Genomic DNA, 17,906 nt, shown 5'->3' with positions numbered 1-17,906 from the left:
CGAGACGACTGTAGGCTATGAACGCGGGGCCGCGAACCGATCGGCCACCTGCTTGGCCCGTCGGGCATCGTCGGTGTGCAGGTACATCGAGGTCGTGGCGAGCGAGGCGTGCCGCAGGTTGTCGCGCACCGTGGTCAGCTCGGCGCCGCCTTCGAGCAGGTGCGTGGCATGCGTGTGCCTCGTCCAGTGCGGCGTGGCCCGCCGTAACTTCTCAGCGAGGGCCGGGGAGCCTTCCTCCACGACTTCAACCGCCGTGGCGAAGAACCGTTTCAGCACCCGCCACAGCCGCCACGAGGAGATTCCACTTCCATCCTCTCCAAGGCTGCCAATCAGCGAAGTGGACGGGCGCCACTTCGAAGGCGTCACGGGCAGCCCCCGTTGAACAAGGTAGCGATCGAGGGCGGCACGGGCCAGCGGCGGCAACACGACCTTGCCGGCCTTGTGGCCCTTGCCGACGACCCGGATCCACGTGTCGCCGTGCGCGTCCGACTCGATCGCGCCCAGTCGCGCGCCCACGAGCTCGCTGATTCGCAGGCCCGTGGCGTAGGCAAAGTCCATCAGGAAGCGCAGCCGCTGCGCTGCCGGCTCGCTCCAGCCGTAGGACCACTCCAGGCCTTCGGCGACGACCCGCACGAGCTTCCACTCGTGCTCGGTGAAGGCGTGGGACGTGTCGAGTTGCGCCGGCCGGCCGCCTCGCACCTTGACGCCGGTGAACGGGTTGGCCAGCACGTAGCGCTGCTCGATGAGCCATCGGTACAGGGCGTTGAGTACCGACAGCGCATAGGCTGCCGAGCGCGCCGACAGGTCGCCAGCGAAGGGGCGCCACGCCGGCGACGACTGCGGCTGCGGTGGGCCGACCCAGCGCGCGCGAGGGCTCGGATGACGCAGGAAGGCGCGGTAGGCAATGGCGTCCTCAGTGGTCAGCGACGACAAAGCACGCCCGCGCTCGACGATCGCCCACAGGATCAGCCGCTCGGCCTCCTTGCGGTAGGCCCGCTGGGTCGCCGCCGACTCGTGCAGCGACAGCCAGGCGTCCACGGCCTGGCTGTCGTTGCAGGCGTCGAGCGCACAGCTGGCCCGCGGCGCTCGGAAGGTACCCCGGGAGCCATCGACGTCTAAGGGGATGACCAGTCGCTCCCAGGGGACCAGTTCCTGCGCTTGGTTCACCCTAAGAACCGCTGTTGAACCCGCGCCCGTGCCGGTTTCTTCAACGCTGGCGCGGGGTTGAGGCTGTTTGGCACACTCACCCGATGGGTGAAGGCAACGAACCAAAGAAGACGGCTCTGGCGCAGGCCAGCGAGGACGCCATGGTGGTCGACACGATGGGTGGTCGCGTGCACGTGCGCTGGGACGAGACAGCGCAGGCCACGCCCCACGGACAGATCGTGTTCTTCGCCGAATTCCTGGCCACGGCCGGTGTCTTCGACCGCTGGGTGCAGGACTGCCCGCTGAAGTACAGCAGCCCCAACGCATCGCGCCCGCGTGACGTGCTGGGCACGCTGATGCTGGGCATCCTGGCCGGCAGCAAGCGCTACGCGCACATTGCCGGCGTGCGCGGCGACGCAGTGGCGGCCAAGGCCCTGGGCCTGCGCGGCATGGTCAGCGAAGACTCGGTGCGCCGGGCGCTGGCGGCGATGGTGCCAGAGGCCAGCGAACCGTGGATGCGCAGCGCGCTGATGAGCAGCGTGCGCGAAGCACTGGACCGGCCGTGGGTGTTGGACATGGATGCCACCATCAAGCCGCTGTACGGCCGCCAGGAAGGTGCGGAGATTGGCTACAACCCGCACAAGCCGGGCCGCCCCAGCCACGTGCTGCACACCTTCTGGGTCGGCAACCTGCGTCTGGTGCTCGATGCGGTGCTCAGTTCGGGCAAGCAACACACCTCGGGCCACGCCAAGGCCGCGATGGCGCGGCTGCTCGACGAGCTGGGCGACAAGACTCCGGCGCTGGTGCGCGGTGACTGCGGCTATGGCAACGAGGACATCATCGACGTGTGCGAGCAGCGCTCCTTGAGCTACCTGCTGCGCCTGCGCAAGACGGCCAACGTCAAGCGGCTCATCGAGCGACTGTTCAGGCGCGAGGACTGGACGCGCGCCACCGAGGCCAGCCAGGGCTGGCAGGCCATCGAAGACGAGCTGCGCCTGAGCGGCTGGAGCAAGGCACGGCGCGTCGTGGTGCTGCGACGGCGCATCAAGCACGACATCGCGCTGACGAGCAAGAAGCGCGGCCAGCACGAGACCAACGGGCAACTCGTCCTGGCGCTGCCGCACGACGAGGTGCAAGACAACGCGCAGGTCTGGGAGTACACCGTACTGGCGACCAACGCGACGTACGACATCGCGGCGATCGGCCAGCTCTACCGTGATCGCTGCGACTGCGAGAACGGGTTCGACGAGTTGAAGAACCAATGGGGCTGGGGCGGCTTCACCACGCAAGACATGCACCGCAGCCAGGTCACCGCGCGAGCCGTGGCACTGGTCTACAACTGGTGGAGCTGGTACGTCAGGGCGGCCAACCCGCAGGCCCGGCGCGAGGCGCTGACGAGCCGGCCACTGCTGCTGGCGGCCGTGGGTCGAGCCACCAGCAGCGGCAACCAGACCACGCTGTACCTCACGCCGATGCACGCCGAAGCTGGCTTGATCAAGTCGATGATCGCCAACGTTCATGCGGCCATTCAGCACGTCAAAGCTGCTGCGGAGCAGTTGCCAAAGCTCGACCGCTGGCGGGCACTGCTGGCCTACATCTGCCAGCGCATCGTCGGCCAAATCGGCCTGCCAACCCCGCCGCCGCCGCTCCCGGCGCCGGGGTAACTGCTGCATTTAGGTTCACTGTGATCAGCGCGCGAGCGCGTTCGGTCAGCGCAGGATGTTGGGCAAAGAACGCCTCGATGTGACGGGCACCTGCCGGACCGAGCCCCGCGATGCCTGCCCACCACCGCCGGCGCCTGGGCACGCGCAGGGTCAGGTCGGCCAGCGTGCGGATGCCCGCCGCGTGCAACACGCCAACGAGCCGCACAGGTAGCCAGCGCTCGACGGCGTCGCCAAGGAGAGGCTGCGGAGCGGGCATCCCGCGCAACGTCTCGATGGCGGCAGCGCCGGCCTTGACGAGTTTCCGGTCGAGTGGACTGGCCGCCGACAAAGTGGCGGCCAGGTCTGCCCGCGCGCGGCTCGTCGCGAAGGCCACCAGCTGGCGTTTCACTAGCCCGATCACCGAGCGCGCCGATGCGCCGGCAGCCCGGCGATCGGGCAGATAGCGATCGACGGCCGCGCGGCTGGGCACCCCTTGAAGCCAGGCGCGGAATGCGGCCAACGAAGCCTCGTCCGGCCAGGTCGGATCCGCGGACGTGCGGGGTGGCGCTGACAGCGCGTTTTCCATGCGCACCATTTTAGATCTATAGCAAGCATGCCAAGCTAATGTTATTCATCTTGGTAGCACTGACGAACGGCGTGGTTTCCGATGGGCTGGCCTCTCAACACGGTTGGGAGTCTTGGCAGATTCAGCGCCGGCCGCTTCGGCGCGGAACTGTGATCTGAAACTGGCTTCTGCTTGACCGCCAGCCGGTCTGATGAGTCTGAATGAGGCACCAGTAAGCTGCCGCTGGTGGGGACCCGCCATCGGCCAGTTCGGGCCGTTCGCGACTGACGGCAGACAGGCAATCCGCCTGCCATGCCCTTGCCGGCGCGACACCTGACCTTGACGATGCGGTCGCGTGTGGGCCGCCCACCGCGCTTCGCTTGTGAGCGGCGCGATGATGGCCCTCGTTAACCATGATTGATTTACTTATTGATGTTTATAAAGTCATCACATCACACCGCCCGTTGAGCATGGCCACGACTCCCACCATCGCCGAGATCGCTCGTCTGGCCGGCGTGGGCACCGCAACGGTTGACCGCGTGCTCAACCGGCGCCCCGGCGTCAATGCGGAAATGGTCGATCGGGTGATGCAGGTGGTGGCCACGCTCGGTGCGAAGCCGCAACCCGGGCGCCCGCGCCGTGGCGAGAATTTCCGATTTGCCTACGTGTTGCCCGACGATGCATCGCCGTTCTTCGGTCTGATCGACAGGCAGATTGCCCAGTCCGCAGGGGACTTCCGGCACCAGCACATCACCGAAGTCACCCATCGGCTGGATGCCAGGGACCCGGCGCGGTTCGCCGCGGACCTGGCGACATTGGGTGACTGCCAAGGCATCGCCTTGCTGGCGCCGGACTTGCCACCCGTCAAGCTGGCGATCAACGAGCTGGTACGGGCCGGCGTGCACGTGGTGACGCTCTTTTCCGATGTAGCCGGCTCGATGCGCGAAACCTACATCGGGGCCGATAGCCGCGCCGCTGGCCGCACAGCAGGCTTGTTGCTGGCGCGCATGGCGCAGCCCGATGTGCGCGACACGCTGTTGCTGTGCTCGCAGGCCACCCGTATGTCGGCCGAAATTGAACGTCGGGTCGGCTTTGCGCAGGTGCTCGAAGAGCGATTCCCCCGGTTGCGCATGGTGCGCGTACCCGACTTGCCGGCCGATGCAGTCGGGGCCGAGTTGGCGCTGACCGAGTTCCTTGCCGGCTACGTCGATGCTTCGCGCGTAGCCGGCATCTACAACGTGGGCTCAGGAGCTGCCGGCGTCGTGCAGGCACTCGTGAAGAGTGGCCTGGCGACGCAGGCCGGCGCGATCGCTCACGACCTGACCGACACGCACCGGACGCTCTTGACGAACGGCGCGCTGTCCTACCTCCTGCACCAAGACATCCACTACTGCGTATTGGCCGCGGCGCGTGTTCTGCGCGCCCAGTGCGAAAACGTACGTGGCGCCCTCAACGTCGCGCAACCGCGCATTGAAATCCTGACCGCTGAAAACCTGGACTGAGCGGATGCCGGATGTGTGCCCAAGAGTCCATACACCCCAACGGAGACTTCATGAACATGAAACACAGAACGCTGGCGGGGCTTCAGGCCCTGGCCACTGCCGCTGCCTTGTCACTGGGCGGCACCGCTGCTCATGCGCAGAACAAAACCATCACCTTGTGCTGGGCAGCCTGGGACCCGGCGAACGCGCTGGTCGAACTTTCCAAGGACTTCACCGCCAAGAGCGGTATCAAGATGAAGTTCGAGTTTGTGCCGTGGCCAAACTTTGCCGATCGCATGCTCAACGAGCTCAACAGCAAGGGCAAGCTGTGTGACCTAATCATCGGTGACAGCCAATGGATCGGTGGTTCGGCCGAGAGCGGCCACTACGTCAAGCTGAACGACTTCTTTGCGAAGGAGGGCATCAAGATGTCCGACTTTGCACCGGCCACGGTGACCGGCTATGCCGAGTGGCCCAAGGGCACGCCCAACTACTGGGCCCTGCCGGCGATGGCCGACTCAGTGGGCTGGACCTACCGCAAGGATTGGTTCGCGAAGCCCGAGCTGAAAGCCGAGTTCAAGAAGAAGCACAACCGCGACCTGGCTCCGCCCAAGACCTGGGCGGAATTCAGGCAGGTGTCCGAGTTCTTCCAGGGCCGCATGGTCGATGGCAAGAAGGTCTTCGGCGCCTACATTTTCACCGAGCGTGGCAGTGAAGGCATCACGATGGGCGTGACCAACGTGCTTGTGCCGATGGGCTTCAGGTACCAGGATCCGAAGAAGCCCTATGCAATGGACGGCTTCGTCAATTCGCCCGATGCCGTTAGGGCCCTGGAGTTCTACAAGGCCCTCTACAAGGGCAGCACGCCGCCGGGACTGACCAACGCCTACATGGGCGAGGGGCTGGATGCCTTCAAGTCGGGCCAGGTGGCGATGATGATGAACTGGTTCGCCTTCTTTCCGGGCCTGAGCAAGGATCCGAACGTCGGCGGCGACAAGATCGGCTTCTTCACCAACCCGTCTGACAAGACCAAGGGCGTGCAGCTCGGTGGACAGGGCATCTCGGTGGTGTCCTATTCCAACAGCAAGAACGAAGCGCTGCAGTACATCAAGTGGTTTGCCGACCCGGCCGTGCAAAGGAAGTGGCAGGCCATTGGTGGTTCATCGGCGCACAACGCGGTGCTGCGAGACCCGGGCTACGCCAAGAGCTCGCCCTTCGCCCAGGCCTTCCTGGACTCGATGGGCATGGTGGTGGACTTCTGGGCCGAGCCTTCCTATGCGCAGCTGATGCTGGCGATGCAAAAGCGCATGCACGACTTCGTAGTGGCCGACAAGGGCACCGCCAAGGAAGCGCTGGATGGTTTGGTGGCTGACTGGAAGAAGGTGTTCAAGGAAGACGGCAAGCTGAAGTGATCGGCTGAATGGCCCCGGGCCCCAGCGGCCCGGGGCACCTCGACTCTCGACCCGGCGCAGCCCCAACCTCATGAGTCTCAGCAACACGCCCTTGGCGCAGAGCATCGCCAAGGCCACGCCTGCGCCACTTGCCAAACGCATGCGCGGCCTGTCCGACCGCAGCGTGGCGTGGCTGTTCATCGGCCCGACGATGGCGTTGCTGCTGGCCATCAACATCTTCCCGCTGATCTGGACGGTCCGGCTGTCGTTCACCAACTTCCGCGCCAACCGGCCCAACGCCGAGGTGCTGGGCGTGGGGCTGGACAACTACATCGCCGTGCTCACGGACCCCGACATCTGGGTGGCGATGCAGACCACCGCGCACTTCCTGTTCTGGACCATCCTGCTGCAGGTGCTGATCGGCTTCACGCTCGCATGGTTGATCGACCGCAAGTTCCGCGGCCATGGTTTCTGGACCACGCTGATCCTGATCCCGATGATGCTTTCGCCTGCTGTGGTGGGCAACTTCTGGGCATTCCTGTACCAGCCGCAGATCGGCTTGTTCAACTACGTCGTGGCCTTCTTCAGCGATGTGGCGCCATCCTCGTTCTCGATGCTGGGCTCGGTCAACCTGGCACCCTGGGCCATCGTCATCGTCGACACCTGGATGTGGACGCCCTATGTGATGCTGATCTGCCTGGCCGGGCTGCGCTCGATTCCCGACTACATCTACGAGGCCGCTGAAGTCGACCGCGCGTCGCCGTGGCGGCAGTTCTGGTCGATCACGCTGCCGATGGTGCTGCCCTTCGTGATGCTGGCCGTGCTGTTCCGCGGAATCGAGAACTTCAAGATGTTCGACATGGTGAACCTGCTCACGTCCGGCGGCCCGGGGTCGGCAACCGAACTGGCGTCGATCACCCTCAAGCGCGAGGCGTTCGAGAAGTGGCGCACGGGCTACGCGTCGGCCTTCGCCGTCACGCTCTTTGTCGCGGTGTTTGGCCTGGCCAACATCTACGTCAAAGCCTTGAACCACGTCAAGAGTCGCTGATCGCGCAAGAGCTCACATCATGAAACTCGGCATCAGCACAGCGCACTCCGTGGTCGAGCCCTCGGTCACGAGCCGCATCGTGGCTGGCGTTCTGGTCGCCCTCTATGCCTTCATCACCATTGTGCCCTTGGCCTGGATCATCCTGACCGCGTTCAAGACCCCAGCCGACTCCATCAGTTACCCGCCCAAAGTCATCTTCGAGCCGTCTACCGAAGGCTTCTGCAACCTTTTCACCACGCGTTCGCGACAGACACCGGAATACATCGCCCAGTTGCCACCCGCCAACGACGCCTGCGAGCGCCAGGCGCGCGCCGACAACATGGTGGTGGTGGGGCAATCCAAGTTTGTTCCACGCTTTGTCAATTCGCTGATCATCGCCGTTGGCTCCACTGTCCTGGCGGTGGGCCTTGGCGTGATGGCTGCCTATGCCTTCTCGCGCTTCAAGGTACCGATGAAGGACGACTTGCTGTTCTTCATCTTGTCCACGCGAATGATGCCGCCCATTGCGGTGGCCATCCCGATCTTCCTGATGTACCGGGAACTGGGGCTCTCCGACACCAGGCTGGGCATGATCTTGCTCTACAGCGCGATCAACGTGTCATTGGCGGTGTGGCTGCTCAAGGGCTTCATTGACGAGATCCCGCGGGAATACGAAGAGGCGGCCATGGTCGACGGCTATACCCGGCTGCAGGCCTTCCGCAAAGTGGTGCTGCCACAGGCCACGACCGGCATCGTGGCCACTGCGATCTTCTGTCTGATCTTCTCGTGGAACGAGTACGCCTTTGCCGTGTTGCTGACCTCGGGCACGGCGCAGACCGCGCCGCCCTTCATCCCCATCATCATCGGCGAGGGTGGGCAGGACTGGCCTGCGGTGGCCGCCGGCACCACGCTGTTTCTGGTGCCCATCCTTGTCTTCACCATACTGCTGCGCAAACACCTTCTGCGTGGCATCACCTTCGGAGCGGTGCGCAAGTGAAGTCCTCCTCCTGGCCCAAGGCGCTGCGTCGTCGCCCCATGGAAATGCTGGCTTGCATCGTCATCGCCTTGGGCATCTTCATGATGCTGCAACCCTTTGCGCTGGTCCTCTACACCTGGTCCTTCGTGACCACGCTCGTCGGCACCGTGATGTTCATGGTGGTCTCGAAGTTTCCTGACTGAGACCGGAGCCATGGCACAAATTCGGGTGCTGCACCTGCACAAGGCCTTCGCAGACTTCACCGCCGTTCAGGACTCCACCTTCACGGTGCAAGACGGTGAGTTCTTCTGCCTCCTCGGCCCCTCGGGCTGCGGCAAGACAACCACGCTGCGCATGATTGCCGGGCTGGAGTTGCCGACCTCGGGGCAAGTCTTCCTGGGTGATGAAGACGTCAGCTTCAAGCGCGCATCGGCGCGCGACATTGCCTTCTGCTTTCAGATGTTTGCGCTGTATCCGCACATGAACGTGCGCCAGAACATCGCTTTCCCGCTGGTGTCTCAGGGCCTGCCGAAGGCCGAGATCGAGCGGCGGGTGAACGAGGCAGCGGCCACGCTGCGCATCGCGGGCTTGCTGGGCTCGTCGGTATCGGGCTTGTCCAGCGGCGACCGCCAGCGTGTCGCGCTCGGCCGGGCCATCGTGCGCCAGCCCATGGCCTTCCTGATGGACGAGCCACTGGGTGCGCTGGACGCTGAGTTCCGCGAGGTGATGTGCCATGAGCTGCGGGCGCTGCATGACCGCTTGCAGGCCACCACGGTGGTGGTCACACACGACCAGACTGAGGCCATGTCGATGGCCGACACCATCGCCATCATGAACAGGGGCGTCATCGAGCAGCTCGGCGCGCCGATGGAAATCTACGAACGGCCGGCCAGTGTCTTTGTCGCAGACTTCATCGGCTCTCCGGCCATGAACTTCCTGCCTTTCGAGGCGGCATTGAACAAGGGTACCGATGCGGTGCAGATTGGCCCGGCCCGCGTGGCGGTGCCCGCGCTGCGCCAAGACGTGCCCCAAAGCACCTTGCTGTGTGGTGTGCGGCCCGAGCATGTGGACTTTGCCGACGACTCTGCACTGCGCGCCGAGGTGCTGGGTACCGAGTACCTGGGCATCAGCCAGATCGTCACCGTGGCCACGGCATCGGGCGCCATCTTGCGCGCCAAGGTGGGTGTGGATGCACCGGTGGTGCGCGGCGACCTTGTGGGGCTGCGCTTCGATGCGTCAGCGGTGTCCTTGTTCGATGAGGCCAGTGGTCGCGCGTTGCAGACGGCGCGCGACGACACGCCCGTTGCTGCACACGCACGCGCTCGTCGCACGCAGACAGGGGCGCATCATGGCTGACCTTCGACTCGAAGGTGTGGACAAGCGCTTTGGCGACGTTCACGCCGTCAACAGCCTGAATCTGGACATTCGCAGCGGCGAATTCATCGTGCTGCTGGGCCCCAGCGGGGCTGGCAAGACCACCACGCTGCGTCTGGTGGCCGGTTTGGAGAAGCCCGATGCAGGCCAGGTGTTCATCGGCGGGAGCGACGTCACCGCGCTGGATCCGGCGCGACGTGACGTGACCTTTGTGTTCCAACAGTATTCCTTGTACCCGCACCTCACCGTGTTCGAGAACCTGGCGTTCCCCTTGCGTTCGCCCTTGCGGCCCACGCCGAAGGCCGAGATCGAGCGCAAGGTGAGCGAAGTGGCCCGCATGCTGCGCATCGACGACAAGTTGCAGAACCCGGCCACGCGCTTGTCAGGCGGACAGATGCAACGTGTGGCAATCGGCCGCGCCTTGGTGCGCAACCCGGCGGTCACGCTGATGGACGAGCCGCTGTCTTCGCTAGACGCCAAGCTGCGCAACGACCTGCGCCTGGAGCTCAAGCGCATTCAGCAGGACCTGGGTGCGACCATGCTCTACGTCACCCACGACCAGACCGAAGCGCTGACCATGGCCACCCGCGTGGGCGTGCTGGAACAGGGCAGGCTGGTGCAGTTGGGCACGCCTCGCGAGATCTACGAAGACCCGGTCAGCAGCTATGTGGCATCTCGACTGGGTGCGCCACGCATCAACCTCGTGCCGCGCAGCGCCTTGGCTGCCATGGCCGCTCCAGACCAGGCAGCCACCATCGGCATCCGAAGCGAGCATCTCGGCTTGAGTCGCGCAAGCGCCGGCGACGCGGCCGAGCTGACGGCCCGCGTGCTGCGCGTCGAGCGCCTGAGCGACCAGCACCTGGTGCACGTGCAAGTCAGCGGCACCGACCAGGAACTGGTGTCGGCCACGACTGCCGGCACCGGCCTTGAATCCGGCGACGCCGTGAACCTGGAGGTGCGGCGTGCCCTGTGGTTCGACGCCAGCGGCCAGCGGCTGTCGGCCTGAGCTCCCATCCGTAGTTTGATGAATCGTTTGAAGAGTCCCCATGAATCACACCCCACTCATCCAAGCGGCCACGCAGACCCTGATCGACCATGTGGACGAACTCACGGCGCTCGATCAGGCCATCGGCGACGGCGATCATGGTCTGAACATGCGTCGCGGCGCGCAGGCCATCCAGGCCAAGATGGACGTGTTGAGCACCCAGAGCCTCAACGAAGCGCTAAAGACGATGGGCGTGACCTGCATGTCCACCATCGGCGGTTCATCCGGCCCGGTATTCGGCACCTTGCTGGTCACTCTGGCCAAGGAGCTTCCGGCGCAACCGACCTCGGCTGACCTGGCCCGGGCGCTGGATGCAGGCATCAAGGCCTTGACCCGGCTGGGCAAGGCTGAAGTTGGCCAGAAGACCTTGCTCGATGTGCTGGACCCCGTGCGCCAGTTGCTGGCCGCAGCGGGTGAGCTCCATGGCGCTGAACTGCTGGCCCGTGTTCGGCAATGTGCCGACGACAGTGTGCTGGCAACGGCGCAGATGGAGGCCGGCCGAGGCCGATCTTCATTCTTGGGCGAGCGCGCGCTGGGCCATGTAGACCCCGGCTCGCGTTCGATGGCCTTGATCATCAGCAGCATCTGCGACCGGCTTTGAGCCGCGTCTGGTCGTCCCCTCAACGTCAAGCCATCGAGGTCCCGACATGAAGAAGCTCATCAACCACGTCGATACGGTTCTTGCCGAGTCGCTCCAGGGCTTCGCTGCTGCCCATGCCGACATCGTGACCCTGGATCCGGGCCTGCAGTTTGTGCGCCGACGCACGCTCAAACCCGGCAAGGTGGCGTTGATTTCAGGGGGTGGCTCCGGCCACGAGCCCTTGCACACCGGGTTCATCGGCCACGGCATGCTCGATGCGGCCTGCCCAGGCCAGGTGTTCACGTCGCCCACACCTGATCAGATGCTCGCGGCCGCGCAAGAGGTGGACACGGGAGCGGGCGTGCTGTTCATCGTGAAGAACTACTCTGGCGACATGATGAACTTCCAGATGGCCGCCGAGATGCTGGACCGCGAGAACGACACGGTCATCATCAACGACGACGTGGCAGTGGAGAACTCCACCTACACCACCGGACGCCGCGGCGTGGCAGGCACGTTGTTGGTCGAACGGATCGTTGGCGCAGCGGCCGAGCGGGGCGAAGGCCTGGCAGACCTTAAGGCGCTGGGCGATGCGGTGAACAAGAGCACGGCGAGCATGGGCGTGGCGTTGACTTCCTGCACGGTGCCGGCAGCGGGCTCGCCGACGTTTCAGATCGGCGTTGATGAAATGGAAATGGGCGTGGGTATCCACGGCGAACCCGGCCGACGCAGGGTGAGATTGACCAGCGCGGAAGAGATTGCGGCCGAACTCACGGGCGCTGTGCTGAAGGACCTGTCGCTCAAGCGCGGGCAAGAGGTGTTCTTGCTGGTAAATGGCTTCGGTGGCACGCCGTTGATGGAGTTGTATGTGATGGTGAATGCAGCGAACAAGGTCCTTGCTGGTGCAGGCGTGAAGGCCGTCCGGCATCTGACGGGATCGTACGTGACGTCGTTGGAAATGGCGGGATGCTCGATCACCGTCTGTGCGGCAGACCCGTCGATGTTGGCGCTGTGGGATGCGCCCCTGCACACGGCGGCCTTGCGCTGGGGAATGTAGACAGACGCCCGAGCCTGAGCCGCCATTCGTTCTTTCTCAAGCCAGTTTGTCTGGCGCGAGATGAGACGCTGCGCGAGTGGGTGCGTCAGGGCGAGCGCGACAGCGGCGTGCGGCCTGTCGACTCCAGCTTGGAATGGCCCATCAGCAGCTGCATAGCGTGCAGGTTCTTAGTGCGCCGGTAGATCAGTGTCGCCTTCGTCCTGCGCATCGAGTGCGTCCCGTAGTCGGCGCGGTCCAGGCCCAGCTCGTCGACCCAGTTCCCGAGGATCCGGGCGTACTGGCGAGTACCGAGGTGAAGTGAGTCGTGGAGCCGGCTGGGGAAGATGAAGTCATCCGACTTCAGGCCAGCCTGCTTGATCCACGCCTGCAAGGCATCCCGGGTTGCCGGCGTGATCTCGAACTGGACCGGGCGCTGGGTGTTGGCGCCGACTGAAATTTGACCCACTTCCGAGGATCGTGCCGACCGAAAACTGACCCGGGTGTTCAACCTACCCTGCCCGACTTATCCACAGCGGCGCGGGGTGCGAGGAGTGATCACCATGGCCATGATTGGCAAGGTCTTGCGGATGCGTCGCCGCGAGAACAAGTCGGTGCGAGAGATCGTCAAGGCGACGAGCCTGGCGAGGAACACGGTGCGCAAGTACTTGCGCATCGGCAAGGCAGAGGCGCCGAAGTACAGGCGGCCGGAGGTGCCGAGCAAGCTGGCGCCGTTTGTCGAGGCGGTACAGCAGGCGCTGCTGGCCGACGCAAGGCGGCCGAAGAAGGAGCGGCGCACGGCCAAGGCGCTGCACGCGCAGCTGACCGCGGTGGGCTATGACGGCGGCTACAGCCGGCTGACCGACTACATCCGTGCGTGGCGTGCTGAGCGCGGTGGCGTGCAGTCGGGCGATGCCTACGTGCCGCTGAGCTTCGAACTTGGTGAGGCCTTCCAGTTCGACTGGAGCGAGGAGCCACTGGTCATCGGTGGCGTGTACCAGCGGCTGCAGGTGGCGCACACGAAGCTGTGCGCGAGCCGGGCGTTCTGGCTGGTGGCCTACCCCAGCCAGGGCCACGAGATGCTGTTCGATGCCCACACCCGCGCGTTTACGGCGCTGGGCGGCGTGGCACGCCGGGGCATCTACGACTTGCATGTTGACCGCCGTGGACCGCGTGGGCAAGGGCAAGGCGCGTGAGGTCAACCTGCGCTTCACGATCATGTGCGCGCACTACCTGTTCGATGCGGACTTCTGCAACGTTGCCAGCGGCTGGGAGAAGGGCGTCGTCGAGAAGAACGTGCAGGACAGCCGCCGACGGATCTGGCTGGACGCGCGGGACCAGCGCTTCAGCACGCTGGACGAGCTCAACGCCTGGCTGGCCGAGCGCTGCCGTGCGCTGTGGGCGGAGTTGCGCCACCCCGAGTACAAGGCGTTCAGCGTGCTGGAGATGCTGGAGTTGGAGCGGCAGCACCTGATGCCGATGCCGACGCCGTTCGACGGCTACGTGCAGGAGTTCAGCCGCGTCAGCAGCACGTGCCTGGTGACGGTGGCGCGCAACCGCTACTCGGTGCCGTGCGAGTGGGCGCGGCACACGGTAAGCACCCGGCTGTACCCGAGCCGGGTGGTGATCGTGGCGGAGGATCGCGTGGTGGCCGAGCACGAGCGGCAGCCAGGCAAGGGCAAGACGGTGTACGACTGGATGCACTACGTGCCGCTGCTGCAGAGGAAGCCTGGCGCGTTGCGCAACGGGGCGCCGTTCAAGGACCTGCCCGAGCCGCTGGCCAGGCTGCGCCAGGCGCTGCTCAAGCACGCCGGGGGTGACCGGCTGATGGCGCAGGTGCTGGACCTGGTGAAGGTGGCCGGGCTGGATGCCGTGCTGGTGGCGGCCGAACTGGCGATGGAGCGTGCGGGGCCCAGCGGCCGGGTCAGCCCCGAGCACGTGGGCAACGTGCTGGCGCGGCTGACCGCGCCGCCGCGACCGCAGAACGTAGCCACGGCACTGGGGGCGCTGACCAAGCCCGTGGCCGACACGGCACGCTACGACCGGCTGCGGCGCATCGAGGCTGAACAAGGAGCCGAAGATGCGTGACGTCATCAGTGAACTGAAGGCGCTGCGGCTGCACGGCATGGCCGCCACCTGGGCCGAACTGGGCGAGCAGAACAGCGGCGAACTGGAGCGCTCGCGCTGGCTCATCGAGTACATGCTCAAGGCCGAAGCCAGCGACCGTGCCACGCGCTCGGTGAGCCACCAGATGGCCGCGGCCAGGTTCCCCGTGCACCGCGACCTGGCGGGCTTCGAATTCGAGGTCTCGCTGGTGGACCGCAAGCTCGTCACGCAGCTGGCCAGCTGCGAGTTCACCGCCGCCGCGCACAACGCGGTGCTGGTGGGCGGCCCGGGCACCGGCAAGAGCCACCTGGCCACGGCCATCGGCGTGGCCGGCATCACCGAGCACGGCAAGCGCGTGCGGTTCTACTCGACGGTGGACCTGGTCAACGCGCTGGAGCGCGAGAAGGCTGAAGGGCGCGCCGGGCGCATCGCAGCGAGCCTGTTGCGCCTGGACTTGGTGATCCTGGACGAGCTGGGCTACCTGCCGTTCAGCCAGGCCGGCGGTGCGCTGCTGTTCCACCTGCTGAGCAAGCTGTACGAGCACACCAGCGTGGTGATCACCACCAACCTGGACTTCGCCGAATGGTCCACCGTGTTCGTCGACGCGAAGATGACCACAGCGCTGCTGGACCGGCTCACGCATCACTGCCACATCGTGGAGACCGGCAACGAGAGCTACCGCGTCACGCAGGCCACAGCCAGCACGAAGCGGCGCATCAAGGCCCGGGAGCAGGAACGCCGGGCCCGGCCTGCAGAGCCGGGCTGATCGCGCGGTCGCGGGGCGGCAAGCCTCTACGGGCTACGCCCTCCGCGGCTTGCCGCCCCGCGAAGGGCATCCAAACACAAACCGAAAGGAGCCAGCAGCTACAGTTGTCCACACCCGGGATCAAGCGATCCCGGTCACCAGCCCTGGGTCAAAGTTCAGTCGGCAGGGTGGGTCAAAGTTCGATCGGCGCGGACAAGCCTGCCGATCCGGCAGCGAGCGTTCGAGGACTCGCTGTCGGTGCATGATCTGGAACGCTGGCTTGAGCATCAGCGAGAGACGGATCGCCCCCAGGCCAGGGAGCGCGCCCGGCAACTGGCCCTGGCGCATGACGAGCCGGCGGGGGCAGCCAAGCTGCTGCTGCACCTGGGCGAGGTCGAGGCGGCGGAGAACAGGCTGCTGGCCGGGGCAGCTCACATCGATGGTGGCGACTATGGCAGCCTGGTTCCGCTGGCCAAGTCCCTGCGTGCGCACGACTGCCTGCGCGCCGAAACCGCGGTGTACCGCGCCCTGCTCCACGGCATCCTGGATCGCGCGAACGCGCGCGCCTACGGGCATGCCGCCCGGTACTGGTCCCGGCTCGGCGAGATTGCCGCCAGCGGCATCGCGTTGCAGCCGTTGACGCCGCACGAGGCCTACGTTGCCGAGATCCGCACCCGCCACGCCCGCAAGACATCGTTTTGGGCTCATGTGAACGGTGCGCTTCGCGAACAGCACCGTCCGGCGGGTTCCACCGACGATGACGACGAGGACTTGCTCACCTAGTGTGGCGCGCTCGAAGTCCTTGAACCTATTGGCGCAGGCCAATGTCGGCGTCGCCGCGGGCCGGTCTCACCTTGTCGGCCAGCTCACTGGAATGGGTGTGCCGCAGCCTGCTGCGCGAGGACCCGGCCAGGCGCTGGAGCGCAAGGCGGCCGAGGCGCCACCGGGGGCCAACGGCCTGAGCTTCCTGCCCTACCTGTCGGGCGAGCGCACGCCGCTGTGGAGCCCCTGGGCCAGCGGGGCCATGCTCGGGCTGCGCCTGAGCAGCCGCCCGGCCGATCTGGCGCGCGCGGTCTTCGAGGGCCTGGCCTTCTCGGTGGGCCACATTGCCGACGTGATGCGCGAATGCGGCGTCGCGCTGCACAGTGCGCGCCTGGCCGGCAGCCTGGCGCGCAGCGCATTGCTGGGTCAGATCAAGGCCGACGTGCTGGGCGTGCCGGTGGCGGTACTGGCCGATCATGAACTCACGTCGCAGGGCCTGGCCGCCATCCTGGCCGTGGCCACCGGGCGTGCGGCTGACCTGGTCGACGCGAGCCGGCGCTTCACCGCCATCGAGCGCTGGATCGAACCGCAAGCGCATACGCGCGCTGCCCATTGCTCGGCCTATGAGCGCTACCGGGCCGCGTCGGCAGCGTTGGCGCCCGGCTTCGCCCGCGACGCCGGCCACCACGGCGACTGACGCTCAGGCCGTGCCGCGTGTCCGGTGTCTGGTGTCCGGTGTCGGGGCATGGACTCGGTGATGAGTCCGTCGTCGCGCAGCTTCAACAGGTGCGCCTGCAGCGAGCGCCGTGCCATCGCATTCCGCTTCGGCGGCACGTCGTCGTCGACGGCAGCCAGCAGCCGGTCCATCGTCGGAGCCCAAGCGCTGGATCAGCGTGAGGACGCCGCCCGGCCTTCATCGGCCGCGAGCCCGGCGCCGTCCAGCAGATGCCGGGTGACCACGCGCTGCACCACCCGCAGCACCGGCCGGAGTGCCAGAGCCACTAGCCGCCCGCCGTCGTGCTACCATTGTGCTTACTGAAAGTTTTCGGAGCAGACCATGGAAGTCGCGATCCGCAAGATGGGCAACTCGCAGGGTGTGTTGATCCCCAAGCCCATCCTGGCCCAGGTAGGCCTGGAAGGCACGGCCGACCTGCAGGTGCGCGATGGTGTGATCGAGATCCGCGCCATCCACCGCAACCCGCGTGAAGGATGGGCCGACGACGCGCGGCGCTTGGCCGCACAGGGCGGCGACGCGCTGGTCTGGCCGGAGGTCGCCAACGAGGGCGACGACAAACTGGTCTGGTGATGAAGACCGGCGACATCTGGCTGGCCCAGCTCGACCCGACAGTGGGCAGCGAGATCCAGAAGACCCGACCCTGCGTCGTGATCTCGCCCGACGACATGAACGCGCACTTGCGCACCGTGATCGTGGCACCCATGACCACTGGGTCGCGGCCCGCGCGGTTCCGCGTTGCGCTCACCTTCCAGGGCAAGCAGGGCCTAATCGTGCTAGATCAGATCCGAACGCTCGACCGTGTGCGCTTGGTCAAGCGGCTGGGTGCCCTGCGCCCGGCGACGCTGGCTTCAGCGCTGCAGACTTTGCAGGCCATGTTCGCACCCTGACCCGATCGTTGGCCCCTGCGCGAATTCGCCAGGAAGAGAGTGGGGCGCGGGCAGACCTCGCGCGCGCCGTCCCGCAGCAAATGGTGCACATCGAACGATGCGTCCGGGTTCGCTCGCCTAGTCTTGCGGCAGCGTCAACATCATCGCCTGTGGCCACATCCGTGTGCCCGCCGCATGGTGCTGCTGCGCTCACGGCTGCTCGTTGCGGCCGCGCAGCTGGGGACCTTGCTTGGGGGCGTTCGTGGCGCGTCGCCCGCGCGAGCGACTGCTTCAAGGCGATCAATTCAAGGGGGCGAGTGTCGCTGATGGGTCGGTTCCGGCCAGCCAACTTCGCGAACAGGTTGCCGTAGACCGGTCATTGGCCTCCGCACTGCGCCCGCCGGGACGCGGGTGCTGTCAGTTCGAAGCG

At 66.0% G+C, this 17,906-nt stretch carries 18 protein-coding genes and 2 pseudogenes; 16 read left to right on the top strand and 4 right to left on the bottom strand.

Features of this window, described 5'->3' with window-relative positions; translation table 11 throughout:
• Positions 1–15: 15 nt before the first annotated feature.
• Positions 16–1,149, bottom strand: a complete 1,134-nt coding sequence (locus KA711_11185; protein ID MCM0609534.1) for a tyrosine-type recombinase/integrase — start codon at positions 1,147–1,149, stop codon at positions 16–18.
• Between the two features lie 101 nt (positions 1,150–1,250).
• Here KA711_11185 and KA711_11180 point away from each other — a divergent pair, with 101 nt between their 5' ends.
• A complete protein-coding gene (locus KA711_11180) occupies positions 1,251–2,810 on the top strand; it encodes an IS1380 family transposase (GenBank protein MCM0609533.1) in 1,560 nt (519 codons plus the stop codon).
• A gap of 13 nt (positions 2,811–2,823) precedes the next feature.
• Here KA711_11180 and KA711_11175 read toward each other — a convergent pair.
• Positions 2,824–3,375 (bottom strand): annotated as a pseudogene (locus KA711_11175) (integrase).
• 449 nt (positions 3,376–3,824) lie between these two features.
• On the opposite strand from KA711_11175, the gene KA711_11170 reads away from it, so the two are divergent.
• The 9 genes from KA711_11170 to dhaK all read left to right on the top strand — a co-directional run bounded on the left by KA711_11170 (position 3,825) and on the right by dhaK (position 12,285).
• Positions 3,825–4,856 carry a LacI family DNA-binding transcriptional regulator gene (locus tag KA711_11170; GenBank protein ID MCM0609532.1) on the top strand — a complete coding sequence of 344 codons (1,032 nt, stop codon included), beginning with the start codon at positions 3,825–3,827 and terminating at the stop codon, positions 4,854–4,856.
• Positions 4,857–4,912: 56 nt separating this feature from the next.
• Positions 4,913–6,247 carry an extracellular solute-binding protein gene (locus KA711_11165; GenBank protein MCM0609531.1) on the top strand — a complete coding sequence of 445 codons (1,335 nt, stop codon included), beginning with the start codon at positions 4,913–4,915 and terminating at the stop codon, positions 6,245–6,247.
• A gap of 70 nt (positions 6,248–6,317) precedes the next feature.
• Positions 6,318–7,274, top strand: coding sequence for a sugar ABC transporter permease (locus KA711_11160; protein ID MCM0609530.1), 957 nt, complete (start codon positions 6,318–6,320; stop codon positions 7,272–7,274).
• A 19-nt stretch (positions 7,275–7,293) separates the two neighbouring features.
• Positions 7,294–8,250: a carbohydrate ABC transporter permease gene (locus KA711_11155; GenBank protein ID MCM0609529.1), complete on the top strand. Its 957-nt coding sequence runs from the start codon at positions 7,294–7,296 to the stop codon at positions 8,248–8,250.
• Positions 8,247–8,432: a hypothetical protein gene (locus KA711_11150; protein ID MCM0609528.1), complete on the top strand. Its 186-nt coding sequence runs from the start codon at positions 8,247–8,249 to the stop codon at positions 8,430–8,432. Before KA711_11155 ends, KA711_11150 begins: the two co-directional genes overlap by 4 nt.
• A gap of 10 nt (positions 8,433–8,442) precedes the next feature.
• Positions 8,443–9,585: an ABC transporter ATP-binding protein gene (locus KA711_11145; GenBank protein ID MCM0609527.1), complete on the top strand. Its 1,143-nt coding sequence runs from the start codon at positions 8,443–8,445 to the stop codon at positions 9,583–9,585.
• On the top strand, positions 9,578–10,609 hold the full coding sequence (locus KA711_11140) for an ABC transporter ATP-binding protein (protein MCM0609526.1): 1,032 nt from the start codon (positions 9,578–9,580) through the stop codon (positions 10,607–10,609). The genes KA711_11145 and KA711_11140 overlap by 8 nt, the downstream gene beginning before the upstream one ends.
• A gap of 91 nt (positions 10,610–10,700) precedes the next feature.
• Entirely contained in the window at positions 10,701–11,249 is a 549-nt protein-coding gene (gene dhaL / locus KA711_11135; protein ID MCM0609525.1) for a dihydroxyacetone kinase subunit L, read from the top strand.
• Positions 11,250–11,295: 46 nt separating this feature from the next.
• The gene (gene dhaK, locus KA711_11130) at positions 11,296–12,285 is read left to right on the top strand and encodes a dihydroxyacetone kinase subunit DhaK (protein ID MCM0609524.1); all 990 of its coding nucleotides are present in this window, start codon (positions 11,296–11,298) and stop codon (positions 12,283–12,285) included.
• A gap of 85 nt (positions 12,286–12,370) precedes the next feature.
• Here the strand turns inward: dhaK and KA711_11125 are convergent, their stop codons facing one another.
• The gene (locus tag KA711_11125; protein ID MCM0609523.1) at positions 12,371–12,721 is read right to left on the bottom strand and encodes a tyrosine-type recombinase/integrase; all 351 of its coding nucleotides are present in this window, start codon (positions 12,719–12,721) and stop codon (positions 12,371–12,373) included.
• 103 nt (positions 12,722–12,824) lie between these two features.
• Here KA711_11125 and istA point away from each other — a divergent pair.
• From istA to KA711_11105, 4 genes and pseudogenes are all read left to right on the top strand, one after another.
• Positions 12,825–14,349 (top strand): annotated as a pseudogene (gene istA / locus KA711_11120) (IS21 family transposase).
• On the top strand, positions 14,342–15,133 hold the full coding sequence (istB, locus tag KA711_11115) for an IS21-like element helper ATPase IstB (protein MCM0609522.1): 792 nt from the start codon (positions 14,342–14,344) through the stop codon (positions 15,131–15,133). Before istA ends, istB begins: the two are co-directional and overlap by 8 nt.
• A 237-nt stretch (positions 15,134–15,370) precedes the next feature.
• Positions 15,371–15,895, top strand: a complete 525-nt coding sequence (locus KA711_11110) for a hypothetical protein (GenBank protein ID MCM0609521.1) — start codon at positions 15,371–15,373, stop codon at positions 15,893–15,895.
• 97 nt (positions 15,896–15,992) lie between these two features.
• Positions 15,993–16,571, top strand: coding sequence for a hypothetical protein (locus KA711_11105; GenBank protein ID MCM0609520.1), 579 nt, complete (start codon positions 15,993–15,995; stop codon positions 16,569–16,571).
• Here the strand turns inward: KA711_11105 and KA711_11100 are convergent.
• Positions 16,505–16,741 carry a hypothetical protein gene (locus tag KA711_11100; GenBank protein ID MCM0609519.1) on the bottom strand — a complete coding sequence of 79 codons (237 nt, stop codon included), beginning with the start codon at positions 16,739–16,741 and terminating at the stop codon, positions 16,505–16,507. The two genes, KA711_11105 and KA711_11100, sit on opposite strands and share 67 nt — an antisense overlap.
• Before the next feature lie 190 nt (positions 16,742–16,931).
• Between KA711_11100 and KA711_11095 the strand changes: the two genes are divergently transcribed.
• A complete protein-coding gene (locus KA711_11095; GenBank protein ID MCM0609518.1) occupies positions 16,932–17,180 on the top strand; it encodes an AbrB/MazE/SpoVT family DNA-binding domain-containing protein in 249 nt (82 codons plus the stop codon).
• Entirely contained in the window at positions 17,180–17,497 is a 318-nt protein-coding gene (locus KA711_11090; protein ID MCM0609517.1) for a type II toxin-antitoxin system PemK/MazF family toxin, read from the top strand. Before KA711_11095 ends, KA711_11090 begins: the two co-directional genes overlap by 1 nt.
• Positions 17,498–17,906: the final 409 nt, after the last annotated feature.

This window comes from Ideonella sp. WA131b, from assembly GCA_023657425.1.
In the GTDB taxonomy this organism is placed as follows: Bacteria; Pseudomonadota; Gammaproteobacteria; order Burkholderiales; family Burkholderiaceae_C; genus Rubrivivax.
The sequence above is the reverse complement of the archived record's forward strand: the minus strand, read 5'-3'. Positions and strand labels throughout refer to the sequence as shown.